Below are 18,430 nucleotides of genomic sequence, written 5' to 3' on the forward strand. Positions count from 1 at the left end.
ACACATATTACCTGATCAATTTGTTAAAGAGCGGGCTTGGCCAACCGCACCGTTCGGTGCAACCTGTTGTCTCAAGCGAGGCGCGTATTCTACCGAAACCCGTTTCAGTGTCAACCGTTTTTTTCGTTTTCTGTTTCAGTGCTGAGCACTCAAACAACGATTCGGCAGTCACTCAAGAAGCGCAATGATGAACCAAAAAACCACTTAATTCAACATCTTACCACTTGCTCAATCGGTCTGCCCTGAACCGTTTCCGGTGGGGCGTCTCAAGCGAGGAGGCGAATTCTACAGACACCACTGAGGGAGTCAACACCTGTCTGTAAAAAAGTTTCAGAAAGATGAAAACCGGCATTGCCCCACCCCAAAACAACAACAGGCGCCGGAGCGCCTGTTGCTCATGTGTGCTGGAAGCGTCCTAACCGGCGGTATAGGTAAGTGGCACAAACGTGCCCCATAGAATGGCGGTTGCCGCGAGCAGCCCGACCAACACACAGACCCCAACTGTTAGAATTGAAGTGGCAAAGAAAAATGCGCGCTCTTCAGGAATTTGCATGATTTCCGGTACGCCCGTGTATAACAGATAGATTGTATAGGCTAATGCCATCATGCCGACAATCACGTTGAACCAAAGCATCGGGTAGAGGCCTGCAAGACCCGACAGAAAAAGAGGTGTAGCGGTGAAGGTTGTCAGCACCAGGCATTCTTCATAGCTGACATTCCCACCATAGGTTTTCTCCATCCAGTGAATGGACCAGGCAATGAAACCGACAGCCACCCACATTGCCACATAAAACGCGAGTGCTGCCGGTAACGCGCTGGCCACACTCAATTTGACAAACTCTGACCCTCCCAGACTCCAGCCAACTTGAGTGGTACCAATGAAAAGTGACACGGCAGGTATTGCTGCCAGTACACTTATTTGGGCAAGAAATACATGCATCGCCGAGTAATGCTCTTTGCGTATCGAGCGCCACTCCTGCTTCGGGTGATAGAACACCCCCATCATGTGCTGCAGGAACATATCACTATCCTCCTCGCAGTCCGGGTTGGCCCCGGGCTACAATTTTTATTGTATTGATTCAGCCCGAATCCGTTCGCGTTACTTTCTCCACAACCGTTTATACGAATAGCTGCCAATAATGGTCTACAAGCAGTATGGCAAACAGCCACATGATGTACACAATGCTGTAACGAAACATTTTCATCGGATCGCCCGGCTTACGTGAAATATTCAATCGTACAGCCCAGGCAATGAAGCGGTAGTTGATGATACTGACCCCTGCCAGATAGATAAGTCCGCTCATACCATTAATAAACGGCAGCAATGTCACCACTGTTGTGAGTATTGTGTACAGCAGAATTTGCAGCCGCGTATAGGACTCACCATGGGTATTGGGGAGCATCGGCACTCCGGCACGAGCATAGTCATCCTTTCTAGCAATACACAGCGCCCAGAAATGAGGTGGTGTCCAGGCAAAAATAATCAGCATCAGCAATAATGCCTGCGAGTCCAGCGAGCCTGTTACGGCCGTCCAACCCAGCAACGGTGGAGCCGCACCCGCAACTCCACCAATCACAATATTCTGCGGTGTGGCTCGTTTCAGAACAGCTGTATATACAATGGCATAGCCGATAAGTGATGCCAGTGTCAGACCCGCCGTAAGAGGGTTCACCAATGTGGCCAGCAGTAACAGCCCGATGCAGCCAATAACCGCAGCGAACAGCAGTGCATTACCCGGACTGACTCGCCCCTGCGGTAGCGGTCGTCGCGCGGTCCTTGCCATACAACGATCGATATTGTGATCCAGAACATGGTTGACCGCCGCTGCCGAGGCTGCGGCTAGCCCGACTCCTATACTGGTTATCAGCAGCAATGGCAGCGATGGCATTCCGGGTTCAGCCAGACAGAAACCAACCACCAATGTCAGCAACATTACGGCGACAACTTTCAGCTTGCATAGCGCCAGATAGTCTCTCCAGCCAGCATCTGAAACGGTATTACCCGCAAACGACACGATACTCATGACTTGCCTCCATTACCGGACTTCTCGCCCGGTCGTGCAGATTCAGCGCCAGCAACAACAGCAACACGGCTACCGCGTGATGTGCAACTGCCAGCCCGAGTGGCAACATCCATACAATATTGGCAATACCCAGCAGCGCCTGCACACCCAGCGCAGCCATAAACAACGTGATATGAAAGCGCAGATACCTCCTTTGCCACAACGACAGCGCAACCCAACACGACACCACTATAAGCAGTAACGCCCCCAAACGATGAGAGACCTGAATGGCCGCCCTTGCCGGAGCATCCAGTAACCCACCTTCGTAGTTTGGCCCTATGGCCATGAAAGGATTAAGCCCGGTTGAAAAGTCGTATCCAACTGTTTCATCTGCATTGCACAACAGCCAGTCGCTGCAGGCCCAGCCGGCATAGTTGGTACTGGTCCAGCCACCTAACAACAGCTGCAGGAACAGGCAGAACAGCAGTATGCGTGTTCCCACATAGCCCCCTTTTGGTTGAGCTTGTGGGCTGTAAAAATGCTTCAATCGTTGTTCCAGCAGTACCAGCAGCGTCAATGTCGCAAGACCACCCATCAGGTGCAGCGTCACTATGACCGGTAACAGCTTCAAAGTAACCGTCCACATTCCAAACAGCCCCTGCAATACCACAAGCCCCAGCAACAGCAGCGACAGCTTCGACGGATACCCTGTCACCGTGCGATTTCTCAGCGCCATTACAGCCAAGACCAGTACAACGAGGCCCAGACAAGCGGCCGCATACCGATGTATCATTTCGATCCAGCCTTTGCGTAGATCAATCACAACTCCTGGATAGCCCTGAGCCAGCTCAACATGATCTGATGGCAACACCCACGTTCCATAACATCCCGGCCAGTCGGGACAGCCAAGGCCTGCGCCATTCAACCGTGTCCAGCCGCCCAGCAGCACAACAATCAACGCCAGTACTATCGCGCCTCTTACCAGTTTCAGCGCACTCATCCAAGCCTCGATGCTTTCAGCAGTCGTCGCAAATCAGTCAGCACTGCCTTGCCCTCATAGGCTTGTCTGTAATGCAGTACCAAGTTGCCCAACGGATCAACAACCCAAACACCTGGCGCCAATGCGTCTGAAGCCTCCATTCTTACCCGAAAGCGATCAGCATCCCGACCCAAAGCATCATGTATACGTTTAAGCCTTTCCTCCTGCCGCAAGCATCCATGGTCACACCCACCCCGGTGCACCAGCAGCAACGACCAATGACGCGTAAAGCGGTCAGCCTGCCCGCCCCATTGCTGCAGCGGCACTGCCGGCTGCAACAACCTGCCAGTATTCACCTGTTCATTCGGTATACCGACGCCTGTGGTATATACCGCCACGGCCAGCAACACTGGCAACATGCCCAATGCCCATATAGCCCAGAAAATGCACCTATTACTTGCCATCGCCCTGCCTCCTGCCATGTCGAGCCGCCCAGAACAGCCAAAGCAACAATGTGATGGCCAGCGCAAACCATTGCACTGCATAGCCCTGATGCCGCTGTGGACTGACTCCTTGATGCATAGCACTCCTCGGCGTGATTTGATCACTCATTGGCGTCTTGAGGTGCAGCATGACCGCCTCAACTTCCATCTCCAAAGCCTGTCTGATCTGCTCCAGATCGACGGATTGAATTCGTCGTGGCCAGCCTACTTCAGCGGGCAGGTCTGCCAGCGTCATCGACCCGGTTGGATGAGCCAGCATCCCATCGACCTGTATGCGTTGTTGTTCAAGTTGCAAGGCAGGCAACCGGTCTCGGTGTGATGGTGCTTCAACCCACCCCAAACTGGCCAGCCAGAAGGAGCCCTCATCGACGCGCATCGGAACGATTACTTCGTAGCCCACGCGCCCATTAAGGGTACGGTTATCCAGCAGAAAAATACGATATGGCAACAGCTCAACCTCCAGTCGTACCGGCACCCATGCCTGGCGCTCAAGCTGCCTGAGCGCAGTGGCTGCACGCGTCATCGGCTCAACGGCCTGCTGATCAAGCCAAATCTGCTTTTGTTCGGCACGCTGCAGCTGCCAGTAGCCCAAACCAAACAGCAACGGAACACCGAGCAGCGCCAACAGCCAGCGCAGATATTTGAATGCAACGGGGCTATCCGCTTTACTTGGTTGATCAGACATAAGGAAATTTCCATGCTGCATCTTCTGATCGTCCTGCTGTTTATTGCCATATTGATCGCACTGTTCAGCAGTCTTTGGTCTCTGCTTCGACGACCTTCAGCCGATGGCACCACGGCCAATCGCCTGCTTTGGCGTGTCATTTTCAGCGTATTGCTGATACTGCTTCTGGTATACGGTTTCAGCAGCGGTCGCCTTCGCTCACATGCTCCCTGGCAGAGCTCAGAGCACATACACAAACAGGAACAGCCCAATCCAGACCACATCCACAAAATGCCAATACCAGGCCACCGCTTCAAAACCGAAGTGCTGGCGTGAGCTGAAATGACCCAATACCACGCGCCCCAGAATGATCATCAACATCAGCGTACCCAAGGTGACATGCAGACCGTGGAAGCCGGTCAGAATAAAGAAGGTGGCACCGTAAACACCGGACTGCAGCGTCAGTCCCAACTCCTGATACGCATGCACATATTCATAAGCCTGGAAGCCGATAAAAATCAGACCCAACAGAACTGTCAGCGCCATCCAGCGGCGCACCATAATCAGCTCGTCTTGCAACAGGGCCTTGTGTGCCAGTGTCAGAGTAAGGCTGGACGTCACCAGCAGGCAGGTATTGAGCAACGGTATGTGCCAGGGGCTGATGACAGCTTCAGGTCCGGGGTAACGCGCACTGTCAGGTGGGTTGAGCAGGGGCCACTCTGCCACAAACCCGGGCCAGAGCAGCTCGGTTACCCCCTTGTCACCTTCACCTCCCAACCAGGGAAGCGCCAGTACACGCACGTAGAAAAGAGCGCCAAAAAAAGCGGCAAAGAACATCACTTCCGAGAAGATGAACCAGCTCATCCCCCAGCGAAAGGAACGGTCCATCTGCTCAGAATACAGCCCGCTGCGGCTTTCATGAATCACATTGCCGAACCAGCCCACCAGAATCAGCCCCATCATCAACGCCCCCGCCAACAACAGCACGACGCCAAGCCCGCCTCCCTGCTGCGCACTCAGCGCATTCATCAGGGTACCGGCACCATAGGCCAACAGGAAAAGTGCAATGGATGCCAAAATCGGCCAGCGACTTTGCTCAGGCACATAATAGGTTGAACTGCTCATAACGATTGCTCCTTTTCAACCTGCTCTGTTGATGAAATCTCCGGCGAGATATCAAACAGGGTGTAGGACAAGGTCAGCGAGCGGATATGCTCCGGCAGGTTCCTGTCGACCACAAACAGCAGCGGCATTTCGACCGATTCACCAGACTGAAGGACCTGCTGCTCAAAACAGAAGCAGTTCACCTTATGCAGATAGCGCGCAGCCTCTGCAGGAGCAACCGACGGAATAGCTTGCGCCACCATACGCCGGCCGGTCGGGTTGGTTGCCATAAAAGCTGTCTGCTTCATCTCTCCCGGGTGGGTGAGAATCAGATTCTGCTGCGGCCCGAATTTCCAGGGCATTGCCTCGTTATGAACCGCAATCAATCTCACCCTGATCTCTCGACTGGTATCCGCCTCCGATGCCGCAACCGGGCCGGTATTGGTAATTTTTCCGTTTAGCCCCGTCACTTCACAAAACACGTCATACAAAGGGACCAGCGCGAAGCCAAAACCGAACATCAGCACACAACCCAATACCAGCCGCTTTACCAGCCTGCGATTGGCTGCTTGCGGGCTCATCGCAGAGACTCCGGCAGTTTCGGCGGCTCGGCAAAGGTATGGTAAGGCGCCGGTGATGGCACTTCCCACTCCAGCCCTTCGGCACCTTCCCAGGCTCTGGCTTCAGCCTTGCGGCCACCGCGTACACAGGCGATCACGTTCCAGACAAAGATCAACTGTGACAGGCCAAACAGAAAGGCACCCACCGAGGCCACCATATTGAAGTCGGCAAACTGCAGTGCGTAATCCGGTATGCGGCGTGGCATGCCGGCCAGCCCGATGAAGTGCATGGGAAAGAAGGTGATATTGACGCCAATGAAGCTCAGCCAGAAGTGAAACCGACCCATGCGCTCATCCAGCATGTGACCAGTCCACTTCGGCAACCAGTAGTAGACACCTGCCATAATGGCAAAAACGGCCCCCGGTACCAGCACATAATGGAAGTGAGCCACCACAAAGTAGGTATCGTGGTACTGGAAATCCACCGGTGCGATCGCCAGCATCAGCCCCGAAAAACCGCCGATGGTAAACAGCACTACAAATGCCAGCGCAAACAGCATTGGCGTTTCGAAGGTCATCGAGCCGCGGAACATGGTAGCCACCCAATTAAACACCTTCACCCCGGTAGGCACTGCGATCAACATGGTGGCATACATGAAGAACAGTTCACCGGCCAGCGGAATACCGACCGTGAACATGTGGTGCGCCCAAACCAGAAACGACAGTATCGCGATCGAAGCGGTGGCATATACCATGGAGGCGTAGCCAAACAGACGCTTGCGAGCAAAGGCGGGAATGATCTGGCTGATAATGCCGAAGGCCGGCAAAATCATGATGTAGACCTCGGGATGACCGAAGAACCAGAACACATGCTGAAACAGCACCGGATCCCCACCGCCACCAGCATCAAAGAAACTGGTGCCAAAATGGATATCCATCAACATCATGGTTACCACCCCCGCCAGCACCGGCATGACCGCAATCAGCAGGAAAGCGGTGATCAACCAGGTCCAACAGAACAGTGGCAGTTTCATCATCGTCATGCCCGGTGCCCGCATGTTGAGAATCGTCGCAATGATGTTAATCGCGCCCATGATCGAACTGATTCCCATCATGTGAATGGCGAAGATGAAGTAGGTCACGCTCGGCGGGGCATAGGTCGTCGACAGTGGTGCATAGAAGGTCCAGCCGAAGTTTGGCGCCCCTCCCGTCATAAACAGGGTCGAGATAAGCATGGCGAAAGCAAATGGCAGGATCCAGAAGCTCCAGTTATTCATTCGCGGCAGCGCCATGTCCGGGGCACCGATCATCATCGGTATCATCCAGTTGGCCAGCCCCACAAACGCCGGCATCACCGCCCCAAACACCATGATCAGCCCGTGCATGGTGGTCATCTGATTGAAGAAGCCCGGTTCCACCAGTTGCAGCCCCGGCTGGAACAGTTCGGCGCGGATCATCAGCGCCATGGAGCCACCCACCAGAAACATCAAGAGGCTGAACCAGAGGTACATGGAGCCGATATCTTTATGGTTGGTGGTAAACAACCAGCGCCCGAGACCATTGGCGGGGCCATGATGCTCATCTGAATGCGTTTCCAGAGTGGTATCCAGCGTACTCATTGCTCACCCTCCCCATCGGCCGACTGCAACAAGCGCGAGATCTGAGCCGGTGATACCGCCTCACCCAAGCTGTTGCCCCAGGCATTACGCTCATAGGTGATCACAGCGGCCAGTTGAACGGTGCTGAGCTGATCACGAAACGCCTGCATGGCGGTACCCGCCTTGCCGTTCAGTACGATATCGATATGTGCAGACACATCACCCAATGCGACTGGACTGCCCTTCAGGGCAGGGAAAGCACCCGGCACCCCCTCACCGCTCGGCAGGTGACAGGCCGCGCAGGCCTGCAGATACACCTGCTCGCCCTGCTGCATCAACTCATCCAGTGTCCAGCTGCGCTCAGCAGCCTGAACCTGAGCCTCTTTTTCTGCCCGAGCCGCCATCAGCCAGACATCAAAGTCTTCTTTGCTGACCGCTTCGACCACTATTGGCATGAAGCCATGATCCTGCCCACAAAGCTCGGCACACTGCCCCCGGTAGATACCCGGCTCATCAATGATGGTCCAGGCCTCATTGATAAAACCGGGAATGGCATCCTTCTTGACGGCCAACGCAGGCACCCACCAGCTGTGGATAACATCGTTGGCGGTCAGCAGAAATCGGATCTTGGTACCCACCGGCAACACAAGGTGACGGTCCACCTCAAGCAGATAGTTTTCCTGCTTCTCAGCGACATTGGTTATCTGTTCACGCGGGGTCGACATGTTGCTGAAGAAGCTCAGCTCATGATCCAGATAGTCGTAACGCCACTTCCACTGATAGCCGGTAATCTGCACATCCAGTTCAGCTTCGGACGGATCGTACATTTTGATCAGGGTGGCAGTTGCAGGAACAGCCATACCAACCAGTATCAGTACCGGTATCAACGTCCAGATTACTTCAACCAGTGTATTTTCATGAAAGTGGTGGGCCTTGGCCCCTCGCGACTTGCGGTGATGAAAGATCGACCAGAACATGACACCAAACACCACCAGTGCTATGGCGACACAGATCCAGAAGATTGTCATGTGAAGGTCATATACCGAACGGCTGACATCCGTGACACCGGGTGTCAGATTGAAGCCCCATTCCGCACGCAAAGATGCAGGTGCCAGCAGCGCCAATCCAACCCCTGAGCCGATGGTTTTTATTATTCTAAGTCCCATCTCCAGGCCTCCCCGTCTTGGCCTGCGGCCAGGCTCACAATGCTGTCCGACAGGCGATCCGGTATCTGGAGTATAGCAGCCCTGAAAAAAGCGCAAGCGCAATGATCTGAGTCAAACACCCGCCAGACTGAGCACCCACCACACCAGCAGGATCACACCCAGCACAAACACCAGCGCCAAGAGCAGGCCCGCCAGGACATAATGCAGCGGGCGCCCCTGGCTGAAATCATGCTCACGATTACGTTCAGACTGCACACCAAAGAAGGCTGCCAGCACGCTCAGCAACGCCTGCAGCCAATCAGGCTTGTTTGCCATGGTAATCACCTCAATTGAGGTATAGCTGACAAACACACCAAACGGCCAGTGATGGTGAAGAGCAGATGGCAAAAACGGGCCGAAGCCCGTTTTAAGAATCAGTGGCGATGTTTAAAGCGGCGCCAGCACCACAGCAGTGGTCCAGAAAGGGCATACAGCAGGAACAGCAACCAGAGGAAAGTAGAAGTACTGATCGAAATGACCCCCAGAACCAGCGCGATCACCGCCAGAATCCAGAACGGTACCTTGCCCTTGAAGTCAATATCCTTGAAGCTGTAATACAGCACGTTACTGACCATCAATACACCGCACAGCGCCACATAGAACGCCACCAGATAGGCGGTACCACTCATGTCGAGCTCGTATTCAGCACACGTCCAGACAAGCCCAGCCACGACCGCTGCCGCAGCAGGACTTGGCAAACCGATGAAATAGCGCTTGTCGACCGAACCGATCTGAGTATTGAAACGCGCCAGCCGCAATGCACCACCCGCCGCAAATACGAACGCGGCAAAAAAGCCCAATTTGCCAAGATCGAACAGCAACCAGTTATACGCTACCAGCGCCGGCGCCACTCCAAAGGAGACCATGTCGGCCAGCGAGTCATATTCGGCACCGAATGCGCTTTGAGTATTGGTCATGCGAGCCACTCGTCCATCCAGCCCATCAAGCAGCATGGAAACAAATATGGCAATGGAAGCAGGTATGAACTGTCCGTTCATCCCAGCAACGATGGCATAAAAACCCGAAAACAGGGCGCCGGTGGTAAACAGGTTTGGCAACAGGTAAACACCACGGTGACGCTGGGCACTGTTGTCTTGATGCTCACTCTCATCTCTCGGCGATTGTTGCTGATCACTCATTCAAAGCTGCCTCTTTGGTGTAACCGGAAGCCTCATTCTACCCGACAGCAAGGGCCAAACCCAACGCTCCGAGAAGATCAGACCATCCCAGTCCCACCATCATCCTTGTAGGCATTGGCAAGATTATTAAACAGCGCCCGGCTGATACCGGTAATCGCCATGAATTTATCCAATTCCTGTGCCAGCAAGGAGCTCTGATAGGACTCCTGCATAATGATCAGGCAGAACCCCGTTACACCGTTAACCGCTTTCATCATCAACCCCATACGCAGGGCATCACCGGCATAAACCTGTGTCAGGATCGGTACCAGATGTTTCTTGATCAGCAGGGTACCACTGGCCATGAACTCGACCGGTAACTTGACCTGGACATGTACCTCCCCCACCTTGTGCATACTGGCGGCAAAATTCGCATCGTAGGGACCACTGAAAATGGTTTGCAGCCAGGCCAAGTGAGTCGCCTTAAGCCCTTCGACGCGCCCTTCAAGATAAGGCACTGCCGCCGGTATCTGCTGCAATTCGTCATAGAATTTTTCGGTCACCTCCGCCAAATAGGGAAGCAGCCTACCTCCCTCCTGAAGCAGCAGCTTTTCGTCTTCAGAATCAAACCCGGAATTCAGCTTCCCACGCTGGCACAGGGTGGCAAAATCTGTCTGGCTCATCAGGTACATCCTTGCATGTGTTGGCTCAGGGTCACTCCCGGCGACCCTCGAAAGGGGCGCTATTTTCTCACTCCAACCACAAATATCAAGGTTTGCTAAACTAACACAAGCCACTGTTATTTAAAGAGAACAATCAATGCCTCAATTGCATGTCGCTTTGACTCAGTCTGACGACACACCTGTTTTCTTACGATAGGCTGCCGACAGGTTGGCATAGAGCGCTTCGCTGATCCCGGTCACATCCATAAACCGTTCCAGTTCGTGTTCGCGATAGGAAACCTGCATGATGATCAGGCAGTACACCGTAACACCGTTCACGGCTTTCATCAGTGTACCCAAGCGTTCCGGGTCATCACGGAACTGCTGTGCCAGTACAGGAATAAGGTGTTTGCTGATCAATCCAATGCCACTGGCCATGAAGCGCTCAGGCAGGCGCACCTGTACATGCACAACACCCACTTTATGCATGTATGCGGCAAATTCATCGTCATAGGGACCAGTAAATATCTTTTCAAGCCACTTCCGATGAGTCGCTTTCAGCGCATCCAGTCGCCCCTCAAGGAAGGGCATTGCTTCGGGAATCCCGGCCAGTTCCGCATAAAAGGCATCCGTCACAGAGTCCAGCTCTGTCATCAATTGAGGCAGGGCACGTGATAATTCATGCTCATCCTGAGCATCAAAACCGGCAAACAGCTTGGCCTGTTGATTCAGGTGGGAAAAATCGATTTGTCGCATTAAACACATCCTTGCAATGGACCCTGCACACAGTGGCAGAGCCCTTTCCAGAAAAGACTGATTTTGACTTGTTATGGTTCGAAACGTCTATCACTTAAGAGTCACCCAGCGGTGGATGAATACAGGCGCCGGGTGACGGGTACAGGGGGAGTTCGATTCAACTCAGGCCGCATGGCCATGATGGCTGCGATAGGCGGCCGCCAAATTATTGTAGAGCACTCGACTGATGCCGGTTACCTCCATGAAACGCTCCAGTTCATGGCCACGGTAGGATTCCAGCATGATCAACAGGCAAAAACTGGTAGCGGCGTTGAGCGCCTTGAGTACCTGACCGATTTTACCCACATCATTGGCATAGATTTCAGGCAACAACGGAATGAGGTGTTTGTTGATCAGTCCGATACCACTGGTCATGAACTTCTCAGGCAGCTTCACCTGCACATGCACCACGCCAACATGGTGCATATAGGCAGCAAAATCGGCATCGTAAGGGCCGGTAAAAACCTTGCTGAGCCATGCAGTATGGGTGGTTTTCAAAGTATCGACACGCCCCTCCAGAAATGGCAGGGCTTCTGGAATGGTTTGCAACTCGGCGTAAAAGGCATCGGTGATGGCGGAGAAGTGTGGCTGTAGCCTGGAGGCCTCCTGAACCAGGATCAGTTCATCTTGCGGCTCAAACCCGGCATAGGCCTTCGCCTGCTCACACAGAACGGAAAAATCGACATTACTCATGATGGACGCATCCTTGACTGTTGGTAGCACAAGCACATCCGGTTACAGCCTAAGGGCCGGGGCGCACTACCAAGCGTTTTATTTTTATTAGTGAAGCCATTCATAGCACGCCCATACCGGAGTTCAAGTTTCCGGAATCCACTTCACGACCTGGATCAAGAAAAGTGGTTCTTCCTCTAATACTTTGGCGTAATACGAACAAAGCCCAAGCCAGGCTGGGCCTGTCACTTTATTACGCATGGGTGACACAAGCAGATGCCGTGCCAAAACCCTGCGGGAATTATGGTTATCAAGGATGACAGGGATATTGCAGCAGAAGGAAGAAAAGACGGTTCAGCTTTTGCGTCAAACCGGTGCAAGCAGCACCGTTGATGTGCACCGCAGCGCCGAAACGAAACTGCCGGGCAAAGCCCGGCAGTTAATCTAATCACACAACTAAATGCGGGATCAGTTCTTTTCCTTGTCGACCAGCTTGTTGGCAGCGATCCACGGCATCATTGCACGCAGTTTCTCACCGGTCTGTTCGATCGGGTGCGCGGCGTTATTGCGACGACGGGCTGTCATTGACGGGTAGTTGGTCGCGCCTTCGCTGATGAACATCTTGGCGTACTCACCATCCTGTATGCGCTTCAGTGCGTTACGCATCGCCTGACGTGATTCTTCGTTGATCACCTCAGGGCCGGTTACGTATTCACCGTACTCGGCATTGTTGGAGATAGAGTAGTTCATGTTGGCGATGCCGCCTTCGTACATCAGGTCCACGATCAGTTTCAGTTCGTGCAGACATTCGAAGTAGGCCATTTCCGGTGCATAACCGGCTTCAACCAGGGTTTCGAAACCGGCCTTGACCAGCTCAACACAGCCGCCACACAGAACAGCCTGTTCACCGAACAGGTCGGTTTCAGTCTCGTCCTTGAAAGTGGTTTCGATGATGCCGGTACGACCGCCGCCCACGCCTGAAGCGTAAGACAGAGCAACATTCTTGGCGTTGCCGGACGCATCCTGGAAGATCGCGATCAGGTCAGGGATACCGCCGCCCTTGACGAATTCGTTACGCACGGTGTGACCCGGTGCCTTCGGCGCGATCATGATCACGTCCAGATCCTTGCGCGGCTCGATCTGGTTGTAGTGGATGGAGAAGCCGTGAGCGAAGGCCAGAGTAGCGCCCTGCTTGATGTTCGGCTCGATCTCGGCCTTGTACAGCTGGCCCTGGAATTCGTCCGGAGTCAGGATCATCACCAGATCGGCAGCGGCAACGGCGTCAGCCACGTCAGCCACTTTCAGACCGTGAGCTTCAGCCTTGGCACGGGAAGAAGAGCCGGCACGCAGACCAACAGTTACATCAACGCCGGAATCGTGCAGGTTGCACGCATGGGCGTGGCCCTGAGAGCCGTAACCGATGATGGCAACTTTCTTGCCCTGGATGATGGAGAGATCACAGTCTTTATCGTAATAAACCTGCATGGTTCTGATCCTTTGACTTGAATGGAGTGATTGGGTGCATATAGCCGTGATGACTATAGCAATGGCGTCTACATTAAGGGATAGGAATCATTGCGTAAAATGATATATTTGCAACATCATATTTCATTCTAAGAAACATAATGGATACCCGTACCCTGCGCCTGTTTCTGAGTTTGGCCGATACCCTGCACTTCGGTCGCAGCAGTGAAGCCTGCCATGTCAGCCCCTCAACCCTGAGTCGCGCCATCAAGCAGTTGGAGGACTCGCTGGGCGTTGAACTTTTCCTGCGTGACAACCGCAGCGTCCAACTCACGCCCGAGGGAATGCGTTTCGCCCAGTACGCCCGCGAAGCGCTGCAACAGTGGGAACAGGTACGACACTCGCTGCTGGAAAGCGCCAGCGAGCTGCAGGGCGAGATCAGCGTATACTGCTCGGTCACTGCCAGTTACAGCTTTTTGTATTCACTGCTGAGCCGGTTTCGCCAGTTGTATCCACGTGTCGAGATCAAGCTGCATACCGGCGACCCCGAGCATGCGATCGCCCGGGTGCAGAGCGGTCGTGAAGAGATCTCCATCGCCGCCCGCCCCGCTCACCTGCCCACCGGGGTGGCCTTTCGCCCCATCGACCGCACCCCGCTGCTGTTCATCGCCCCTGCCAGCGAGTCGAGCGACACCCTCGGCAGTGAAGCACAGTGGAGCCGCCAGCCGATGATTCTGCCCGAAAGCGGTATCTCACGTGATCGCGTCAATCAATGGTTCATCCAACGTCATATCCAGCCGCGCATTTATGCCCAGGTCGCCGGCAACGAAGCGATCGTCAGCATGGTCAGTCTGGGTTTCGGCATCGGAGTGGTACCCCAGATCGTGCTGGACAACAGCCCCCTGGCAGATCGGGTACGGGTGTTGCCGGTATCACCGGCACTGGAGCCCTACGAGATCGGCCTGTTTGCACTGGAGCGCAAGCTTCGCTCCCCGCTGATCCGGGCGTTCTGGTCATTGTTGGATAATGGCCCTGTCACGGATTAATCCCTACACTGCCGGCTGAACTTTCAAAGAGGGCCCCGCTCGATGACACCCGACATGCTGTTTGTGTTTGCCACCCTCGGCATTACCATCGCCCTGTTTGTCAGTGATCGTATCCGCATGGATCTGGTTGCACTGATGGTTGTGGTTACGCTGGCACTCTCCGGCATCATCACGCCTGCGGAAGCAGTAGCCGGCTTCGGTGAGCCGGTGGTGATCATGATCGCCGCCCTGTTTGTGGTCGGTGAAGCGCTGTTTCGCACCGGCATCGCCGCTGCCGCAGGTAACTGGCTGCTGCGCATGGGCGGCAGCAGCGAAACCCGACTTCTGCTATTCCTGTTACCTGTGGTGGCGCTGCTGTCCGCATTCATGAGTTCCACTGGTGCCGTTGCACTGTTGATTCCTGTGGTACTGAGCATGGCACGCCGCTCCGGCATGCAACCCTCACAGTTGATGATGCCGCTAGCCTTTGCCGCTCTTATTGGTGGCATGCTGACACTGATCGGTACTCCACCCAATATCATCGTCAGCAGCCAGATGCGCAGCGCAGGCCTTGAGCCGTTTGGCTTCTTTGACTTTACCCCATTGGGGCTGGCCATTCTGATTGCAGGCATGGGCTATCTGATTCTGGTGGCCCGCAAACTGCTGCCCGAGCGAGCGCAGCAACTGGCGGAAAACACCGCGCCGGGCGTCGCCGCCATCAGCGGCCGTTATGCCCTGAGTCGTCAGCTACACAAGCTGATGATCACACCCGGCAGCCCATTGGCACAGAAAACACCGGCCGAAGCGGCACTGCGCACTGAATATGATGTCACCGTGATCGCCATCTCCCGCAGTGGCGGGCTGCTCTCCAGTTTAGTGCCGGTACTGAGCAACACCCGCATGCAGTATCAGGATCAGTTGATCGTATATGCCGACGAAGCACGGCTGGAACACCTGTGCGAAACACTGAAGTTGAAGCGGATGGGCTTTCCGGCGCGGGAGATAAGTCAGCTGGAACGTCAGTTCGGTATGGCCGAAGTACTGCTGCCCCCTGAGTCACCGCTGTGTGATCGTTCAATAAAGGAAGGACATTTTCGCGAGCGCTATGGACTGAGCGTGTTGGGTATCCGCCGAGACCAGGCAGCCATGGATACAAGTTTTACCGAAACTCAACTCACACCCGGCGACACCCTGCTGCTGGCCGGCAGCTGGGAGCAGATCCGCAGCCTGCAGGGTTCACGCGAGCTGGTGGTATTGCAGACACCTGCCGAGCTGGAAGAGATCCCCACCCACGGCAACCGTGGACCGGTTGCTCTGATTATTCTGCTGGCAATGCTGGTCTGCATGACCACGGGCTGGCTGGACAACCTGTCCGCCATTCTGCTGGCAGCGCTAGCGATGATCCTCACCGGTTGCGTATCACTGCAGGAATCTTACCGCTCACTCAACGCCACCAGCCTGATCTTAATCGCTGGCATGCTACCGCTGGCACTGGCGATGGAACGCAGCGGCGCCCTGGCCTGGGTAGTTGAACACCTCGTCAGCCTGGTCGGCGACAGCAGTCCGCTGGTTCTCTGTGCCAGCCTTTTCATGCTGACCTCCTTGCTAAGTCAATTCATCTCCAATACTGCCACTACGGTCCTGCTGGCACCCATCGCCATCACCACCGCCCAGCTGACCGGCGTCAACCCGGAACCGGTGATGATGACCGTGGCTATTGCAGCCTCGACCGCATTCGCCACCCCCATCGCGTCACCGGTCAACACTCTGGTACTAGCCCCGGGCAACTACCGCTTTGCAGACTTCGCCCGGGTGGGTATTCCGTTGCAGCTGTTGGCACTGGCAATCACGTTGATACTGACGCCAATGCTGTTTCCGTTCTGATACGCTGCGTCAACCGAGCTGTCGGTACAGGAAACTGACCGAACGCGACCATGCCAGGGCCGCATCATCGGCGTCATAACGGGCCCCGGTGGGATTGGCAAAGGCATGGTCCGCCACATACCAGTAGACGTCCAGCTGCTCGGCCTTGCCGGCTTCAGCCATGGCGCTCTCGAAGCCACCGACCATCGCCTCATCGATGCTCTTGTCTAGAGTTCCGAAATGACCCAACACCGGCCCCCGCAGCCGTGACAGCTGTTTTGGCGTCCGGGTCACGTTGCCGTAATAGATGATGGTCGCGTCAACCGGAGTTTCCATGGACGCATTGAGCGACCAGCCACCACCAAAACACCAGCCCATGGTCGCGACCTTGCCATTGCACTTCTGGTGCCGGCGCAGCCAGTCGATCCAGCCGGTCAGTGTATCTGTTGCCTCTTCTTCATTGACCGCCTGCATCAATGACATTGCATCCTCACGGGTATCAGCCACACCGCCTTTATAAAGATCCACCGCCAACGCCATAAAGCCTAAATTGGAAAGCTCAGCCGCCACCGCTTTGATCTGGTCATTCAGCCCCCACCATTCGTGAATCAGCACCACCGCAGGAAAAGGCCCATCACCCTCGGGCATGGCCAGGTGTGCCTGCACCTTGTCACCCCCCCCCAGTGCCAGCTGCACCGACCGAGTCCGGTTGCCTGCCGCTTGCGCCAGTAACGGATCCGCCAGCACCACCGCCAGGGGCAATGCCATCATGCCCTTGAGAAAATTGCGCCGCTCTTCACCGGTTGCCTGCGGCAGCGGCTTGTCCGAATGCGTATTGCCACACCCCTTGATATCACACATGCCCGTTCTCCTTGTCCTTCTGTGGTGTGTCTCACTATAGACCACACTCGTCTTCAGTCAGCTGTACGCGATCAACTGATAAAACTGATCAGGCTCAACCGCCCTGTTTAACCGCAGTTGCAAAAAAATACTTTTTTTTGCCAGTCTTTTGTTCCATATTCACGCTTGAATCCGTCCGCTGCATTCGCTGCCGGACACACCGTGAGACTCTCTTGAGCCTCCACCATTCACAGCGTTGCCGGAGACCCATGGCGATGAAAAAAGTGTTCAAGCAACTCGGAAAACTGCTCCCTGGCATGTTGCTGGCGGGAGCCGCATCAGCGCAGGAACTCAACGTATACAACTGGTCTGACTATATCGCTGAAGACACACTGGCGCGGTTCGAACAGGAGACCGGAATCAAGGTCGTCTATGACGTTTACGATTCCAACGAGGTGCTTGAAGCCAAACTGCTGGCAGGTCGCAGCGGCTATGATTTGGCGTTCCCGACAGCACGCCCTTTTGCCGACCGTCACATCAAGGCAGGCCTTTACCAGAAGCTGGACAAAGATAAGTTGACCAATCTGAATAACCTGGATCCGGTCATCATGAAATCACTGGCCGACATCGACCCGGATAACCAACATCTGGTGCCTTATATGTGGGGCACCACCGGCATTGGCTACAACGTAAAGAAGGTGCGTGAAATTCTGGGAGACGACATGCCGCTGGATACCTGGCGCCTGGTGTTTGATCCGGAAATCGTAGCCAAACTGGCCGGCTGTGGCGTGACGCTGATGGACGATGCGACCGAAGTATTTGTCGCGGCACGTGCCTATCTGGGCGAGGATACCACCGACTTCAGCAAGGCTGCACTGGAAAAGGCAGCTGAAACCGTCATGGCCGTACGTCCGAATATTCGTTACTTCCACAGCTCGCAGTACATCAACGACCTGGCAAATGGCGATATCTGTGTCGCGCATGGCTACTCCGGTGACATTCTGCAGGCCCGTGACCGTGCGGCCGAAGCCGGCAACGGGGTTGAAGTGGCCTATGCTGTACCCTCCGAAGGTGCTGTGGTCTGGACCGATGTGATGGTGATTCCGGTGGATGCACCGCACCCGGAAGCCGCGCACCAGTTCATCAACTTCCTGCTGCAGCCGGACGTCATCGCACCGATCACCAACTATGTGGCCTACGCCAACGCCAATGTGGCGGCTACCGAACTGATCGACGAAGAGATCCGCAACGATGCCGGGATCTATCCGCCGCAGGAAACGCGTGAAAAGCTGATCGTGCTGAAAACGCCGACAGAACGCCAGATTCGCGACATGAACCGTAGCTGGACCCGAGTCAAAACCGGCCGCTGAACCCA

The 18,430-nt window shown here is 55.0% G+C and carries 21 protein-coding genes; 5 read left to right on the top strand and 16 right to left on the bottom strand.

Annotation, left to right across the window (positions count from 1 at the left end; translation table 11 throughout):
- Positions 1-188: hypothetical protein (locus ABIE61_RS16075; RefSeq protein ID WP_354411316.1), on the top strand; the 188-nt coding region annotated here is incomplete at its 5' end.
- A gap of 227 nt (positions 189-415) precedes the next feature.
- On the opposite strand, the gene ABIE61_RS16080 is transcribed toward ABIE61_RS16075, so the two are convergent.
- From ABIE61_RS16080 to ABIE61_RS16100, 5 genes are all read right to left on the bottom strand, one after another.
- Positions 416-1,021, bottom strand: coding sequence for a Yip1 family protein (locus ABIE61_RS16080; RefSeq protein ID WP_354411319.1), 606 nt, complete (start codon positions 1,019-1,021; stop codon positions 416-418).
- A gap of 97 nt (positions 1,022-1,118) precedes the next feature.
- Positions 1,119-2,024 carry a heme o synthase gene (gene cyoE, locus ABIE61_RS16085; RefSeq protein ID WP_354411322.1) on the bottom strand — a complete coding sequence of 302 codons (906 nt, stop codon included), beginning with the start codon at positions 2,022-2,024 and terminating at the stop codon, positions 1,119-1,121.
- Complete coding sequence (locus ABIE61_RS16090; RefSeq protein ID WP_354411325.1) at positions 1,999-3,003, bottom strand: COX15/CtaA family protein; 1,005 nt, start codon at positions 3,001-3,003, stop codon at positions 1,999-2,001. The genes cyoE and ABIE61_RS16090 overlap by 26 nt, the downstream gene beginning before the upstream one ends.
- Entirely contained in the window at positions 3,000-3,446 is a 447-nt protein-coding gene (locus ABIE61_RS16095) for a redox-active disulfide-containing membrane protein (RefSeq protein ID WP_354411327.1), read from the bottom strand. The genes ABIE61_RS16090 and ABIE61_RS16095 overlap by 4 nt, the downstream gene beginning before the upstream one ends.
- Complete coding sequence (locus tag ABIE61_RS16100; protein WP_354411330.1) at positions 3,436-4,170, bottom strand: SURF1 family protein; 735 nt, start codon at positions 4,168-4,170, stop codon at positions 3,436-3,438. Before ABIE61_RS16100 ends, ABIE61_RS16095 begins: the two co-directional genes overlap by 11 nt.
- A 12-nt stretch (positions 4,171-4,182) precedes the next feature.
- On the opposite strand from ABIE61_RS16100, the gene ABIE61_RS16105 reads away from it, so the two are divergent.
- Entirely contained in the window at positions 4,183-4,485 is a 303-nt protein-coding gene (locus ABIE61_RS16105) for a DUF2909 domain-containing protein (protein WP_354411332.1), read from the top strand.
- Here ABIE61_RS16105 and ABIE61_RS16110 read toward each other — a convergent pair.
- The 10 genes from ABIE61_RS16110 to ilvC all read right to left on the bottom strand — a co-directional run bounded on the left by ABIE61_RS16110 (position 4,390) and on the right by ilvC (position 13,390).
- Positions 4,390-5,274, bottom strand: coding sequence for a cytochrome c oxidase subunit 3 (locus tag ABIE61_RS16110; protein ID WP_354411334.1), 885 nt, complete (start codon positions 5,272-5,274; stop codon positions 4,390-4,392). The genes ABIE61_RS16105 and ABIE61_RS16110 overlap by 96 nt on opposite strands.
- Entirely contained in the window at positions 5,271-5,834 is a 564-nt protein-coding gene (locus ABIE61_RS16115) for a cytochrome c oxidase assembly protein (protein WP_354411336.1), read from the bottom strand. Before ABIE61_RS16115 ends, ABIE61_RS16110 begins: the two co-directional genes overlap by 4 nt.
- Positions 5,831-7,432 carry a cytochrome c oxidase subunit I gene (gene ctaD, locus ABIE61_RS16120; RefSeq protein ID WP_354411337.1) on the bottom strand — a complete coding sequence of 534 codons (1,602 nt, stop codon included), beginning with the start codon at positions 7,430-7,432 and terminating at the stop codon, positions 5,831-5,833. Before ctaD ends, ABIE61_RS16115 begins: the two co-directional genes overlap by 4 nt.
- Positions 7,429-8,577, bottom strand: coding sequence for a cytochrome c oxidase subunit II (gene coxB / locus ABIE61_RS16125; protein ID WP_354411340.1), 1,149 nt, complete (start codon positions 8,575-8,577; stop codon positions 7,429-7,431). The genes ctaD and coxB overlap by 4 nt, the downstream gene beginning before the upstream one ends.
- A 111-nt stretch (positions 8,578-8,688) precedes the next feature.
- Positions 8,689-8,892 (bottom strand): DUF2970 domain-containing protein, encoded by a 204-nt coding sequence (locus tag ABIE61_RS16130; RefSeq protein WP_091827909.1) that lies wholly within the window; start codon positions 8,890-8,892, stop codon positions 8,689-8,691.
- 98 nt (positions 8,893-8,990) lie between these two features.
- Positions 8,991-9,755 carry a CDP-diacylglycerol--serine O-phosphatidyltransferase gene (pssA, locus tag ABIE61_RS16135; RefSeq protein ID WP_091827910.1) on the bottom strand — a complete coding sequence of 255 codons (765 nt, stop codon included), beginning with the start codon at positions 9,753-9,755 and terminating at the stop codon, positions 8,991-8,993.
- A gap of 77 nt (positions 9,756-9,832) precedes the next feature.
- Positions 9,833-10,417, bottom strand: coding sequence for a protoglobin domain-containing protein (locus ABIE61_RS16140; RefSeq protein ID WP_354411343.1), 585 nt, complete (start codon positions 10,415-10,417; stop codon positions 9,833-9,835).
- A gap of 162 nt (positions 10,418-10,579) precedes the next feature.
- Complete coding sequence (locus ABIE61_RS16145) at positions 10,580-11,152, bottom strand: protoglobin domain-containing protein (RefSeq protein WP_354411345.1); 573 nt, start codon at positions 11,150-11,152, stop codon at positions 10,580-10,582.
- A 162-nt stretch (positions 11,153-11,314) separates the two neighbouring features.
- Positions 11,315-11,884 (bottom strand): protoglobin domain-containing protein, encoded by a 570-nt coding sequence (locus ABIE61_RS16150; RefSeq protein WP_354411347.1) that lies wholly within the window; start codon positions 11,882-11,884, stop codon positions 11,315-11,317.
- 447 nt (positions 11,885-12,331) lie between these two features.
- Positions 12,332-13,390, bottom strand: coding sequence for a ketol-acid reductoisomerase (ilvC, locus tag ABIE61_RS16155; protein WP_354411413.1), 1,059 nt, complete (start codon positions 13,388-13,390; stop codon positions 12,332-12,334).
- A 98-nt stretch (positions 13,391-13,488) separates the two neighbouring features.
- Here ilvC and ilvY point away from each other — a divergent pair, with 98 nt between their 5' ends.
- Complete coding sequence (ilvY, locus tag ABIE61_RS16160) at positions 13,489-14,373, top strand: HTH-type transcriptional activator IlvY (RefSeq protein ID WP_354411350.1); 885 nt, start codon at positions 13,489-13,491, stop codon at positions 14,371-14,373.
- Positions 14,374-14,415: 42 nt separating this feature from the next.
- Positions 14,416-16,236 carry an SLC13 family permease gene (locus tag ABIE61_RS16165; protein WP_354411352.1) on the top strand — a complete coding sequence of 607 codons (1,821 nt, stop codon included), beginning with the start codon at positions 14,416-14,418 and terminating at the stop codon, positions 16,234-16,236.
- 9 nt (positions 16,237-16,245) lie between these two features.
- On the opposite strand, the gene ABIE61_RS16170 is transcribed toward ABIE61_RS16165, so the two are convergent.
- Positions 16,246-17,076, bottom strand: a complete 831-nt coding sequence (locus ABIE61_RS16170; protein WP_354411354.1) for a dienelactone hydrolase family protein — start codon at positions 17,074-17,076, stop codon at positions 16,246-16,248.
- Positions 17,077-17,330: 254 nt separating this feature from the next.
- Here ABIE61_RS16170 and ABIE61_RS16175 point away from each other — a divergent pair, with 254 nt between their 5' ends.
- Entirely contained in the window at positions 17,331-18,425 is a 1,095-nt protein-coding gene (locus tag ABIE61_RS16175; protein WP_502915067.1) for a polyamine ABC transporter substrate-binding protein, read from the top strand.
- Positions 18,426-18,430 lie beyond the last annotated feature (5 nt).

It is taken from the genome of Marinobacterium sp. MBR-111, from assembly GCF_040547585.1.
GTDB lineage: Bacteria > Pseudomonadota > Gammaproteobacteria > Pseudomonadales > Balneatricaceae > Marinobacterium > Marinobacterium iners.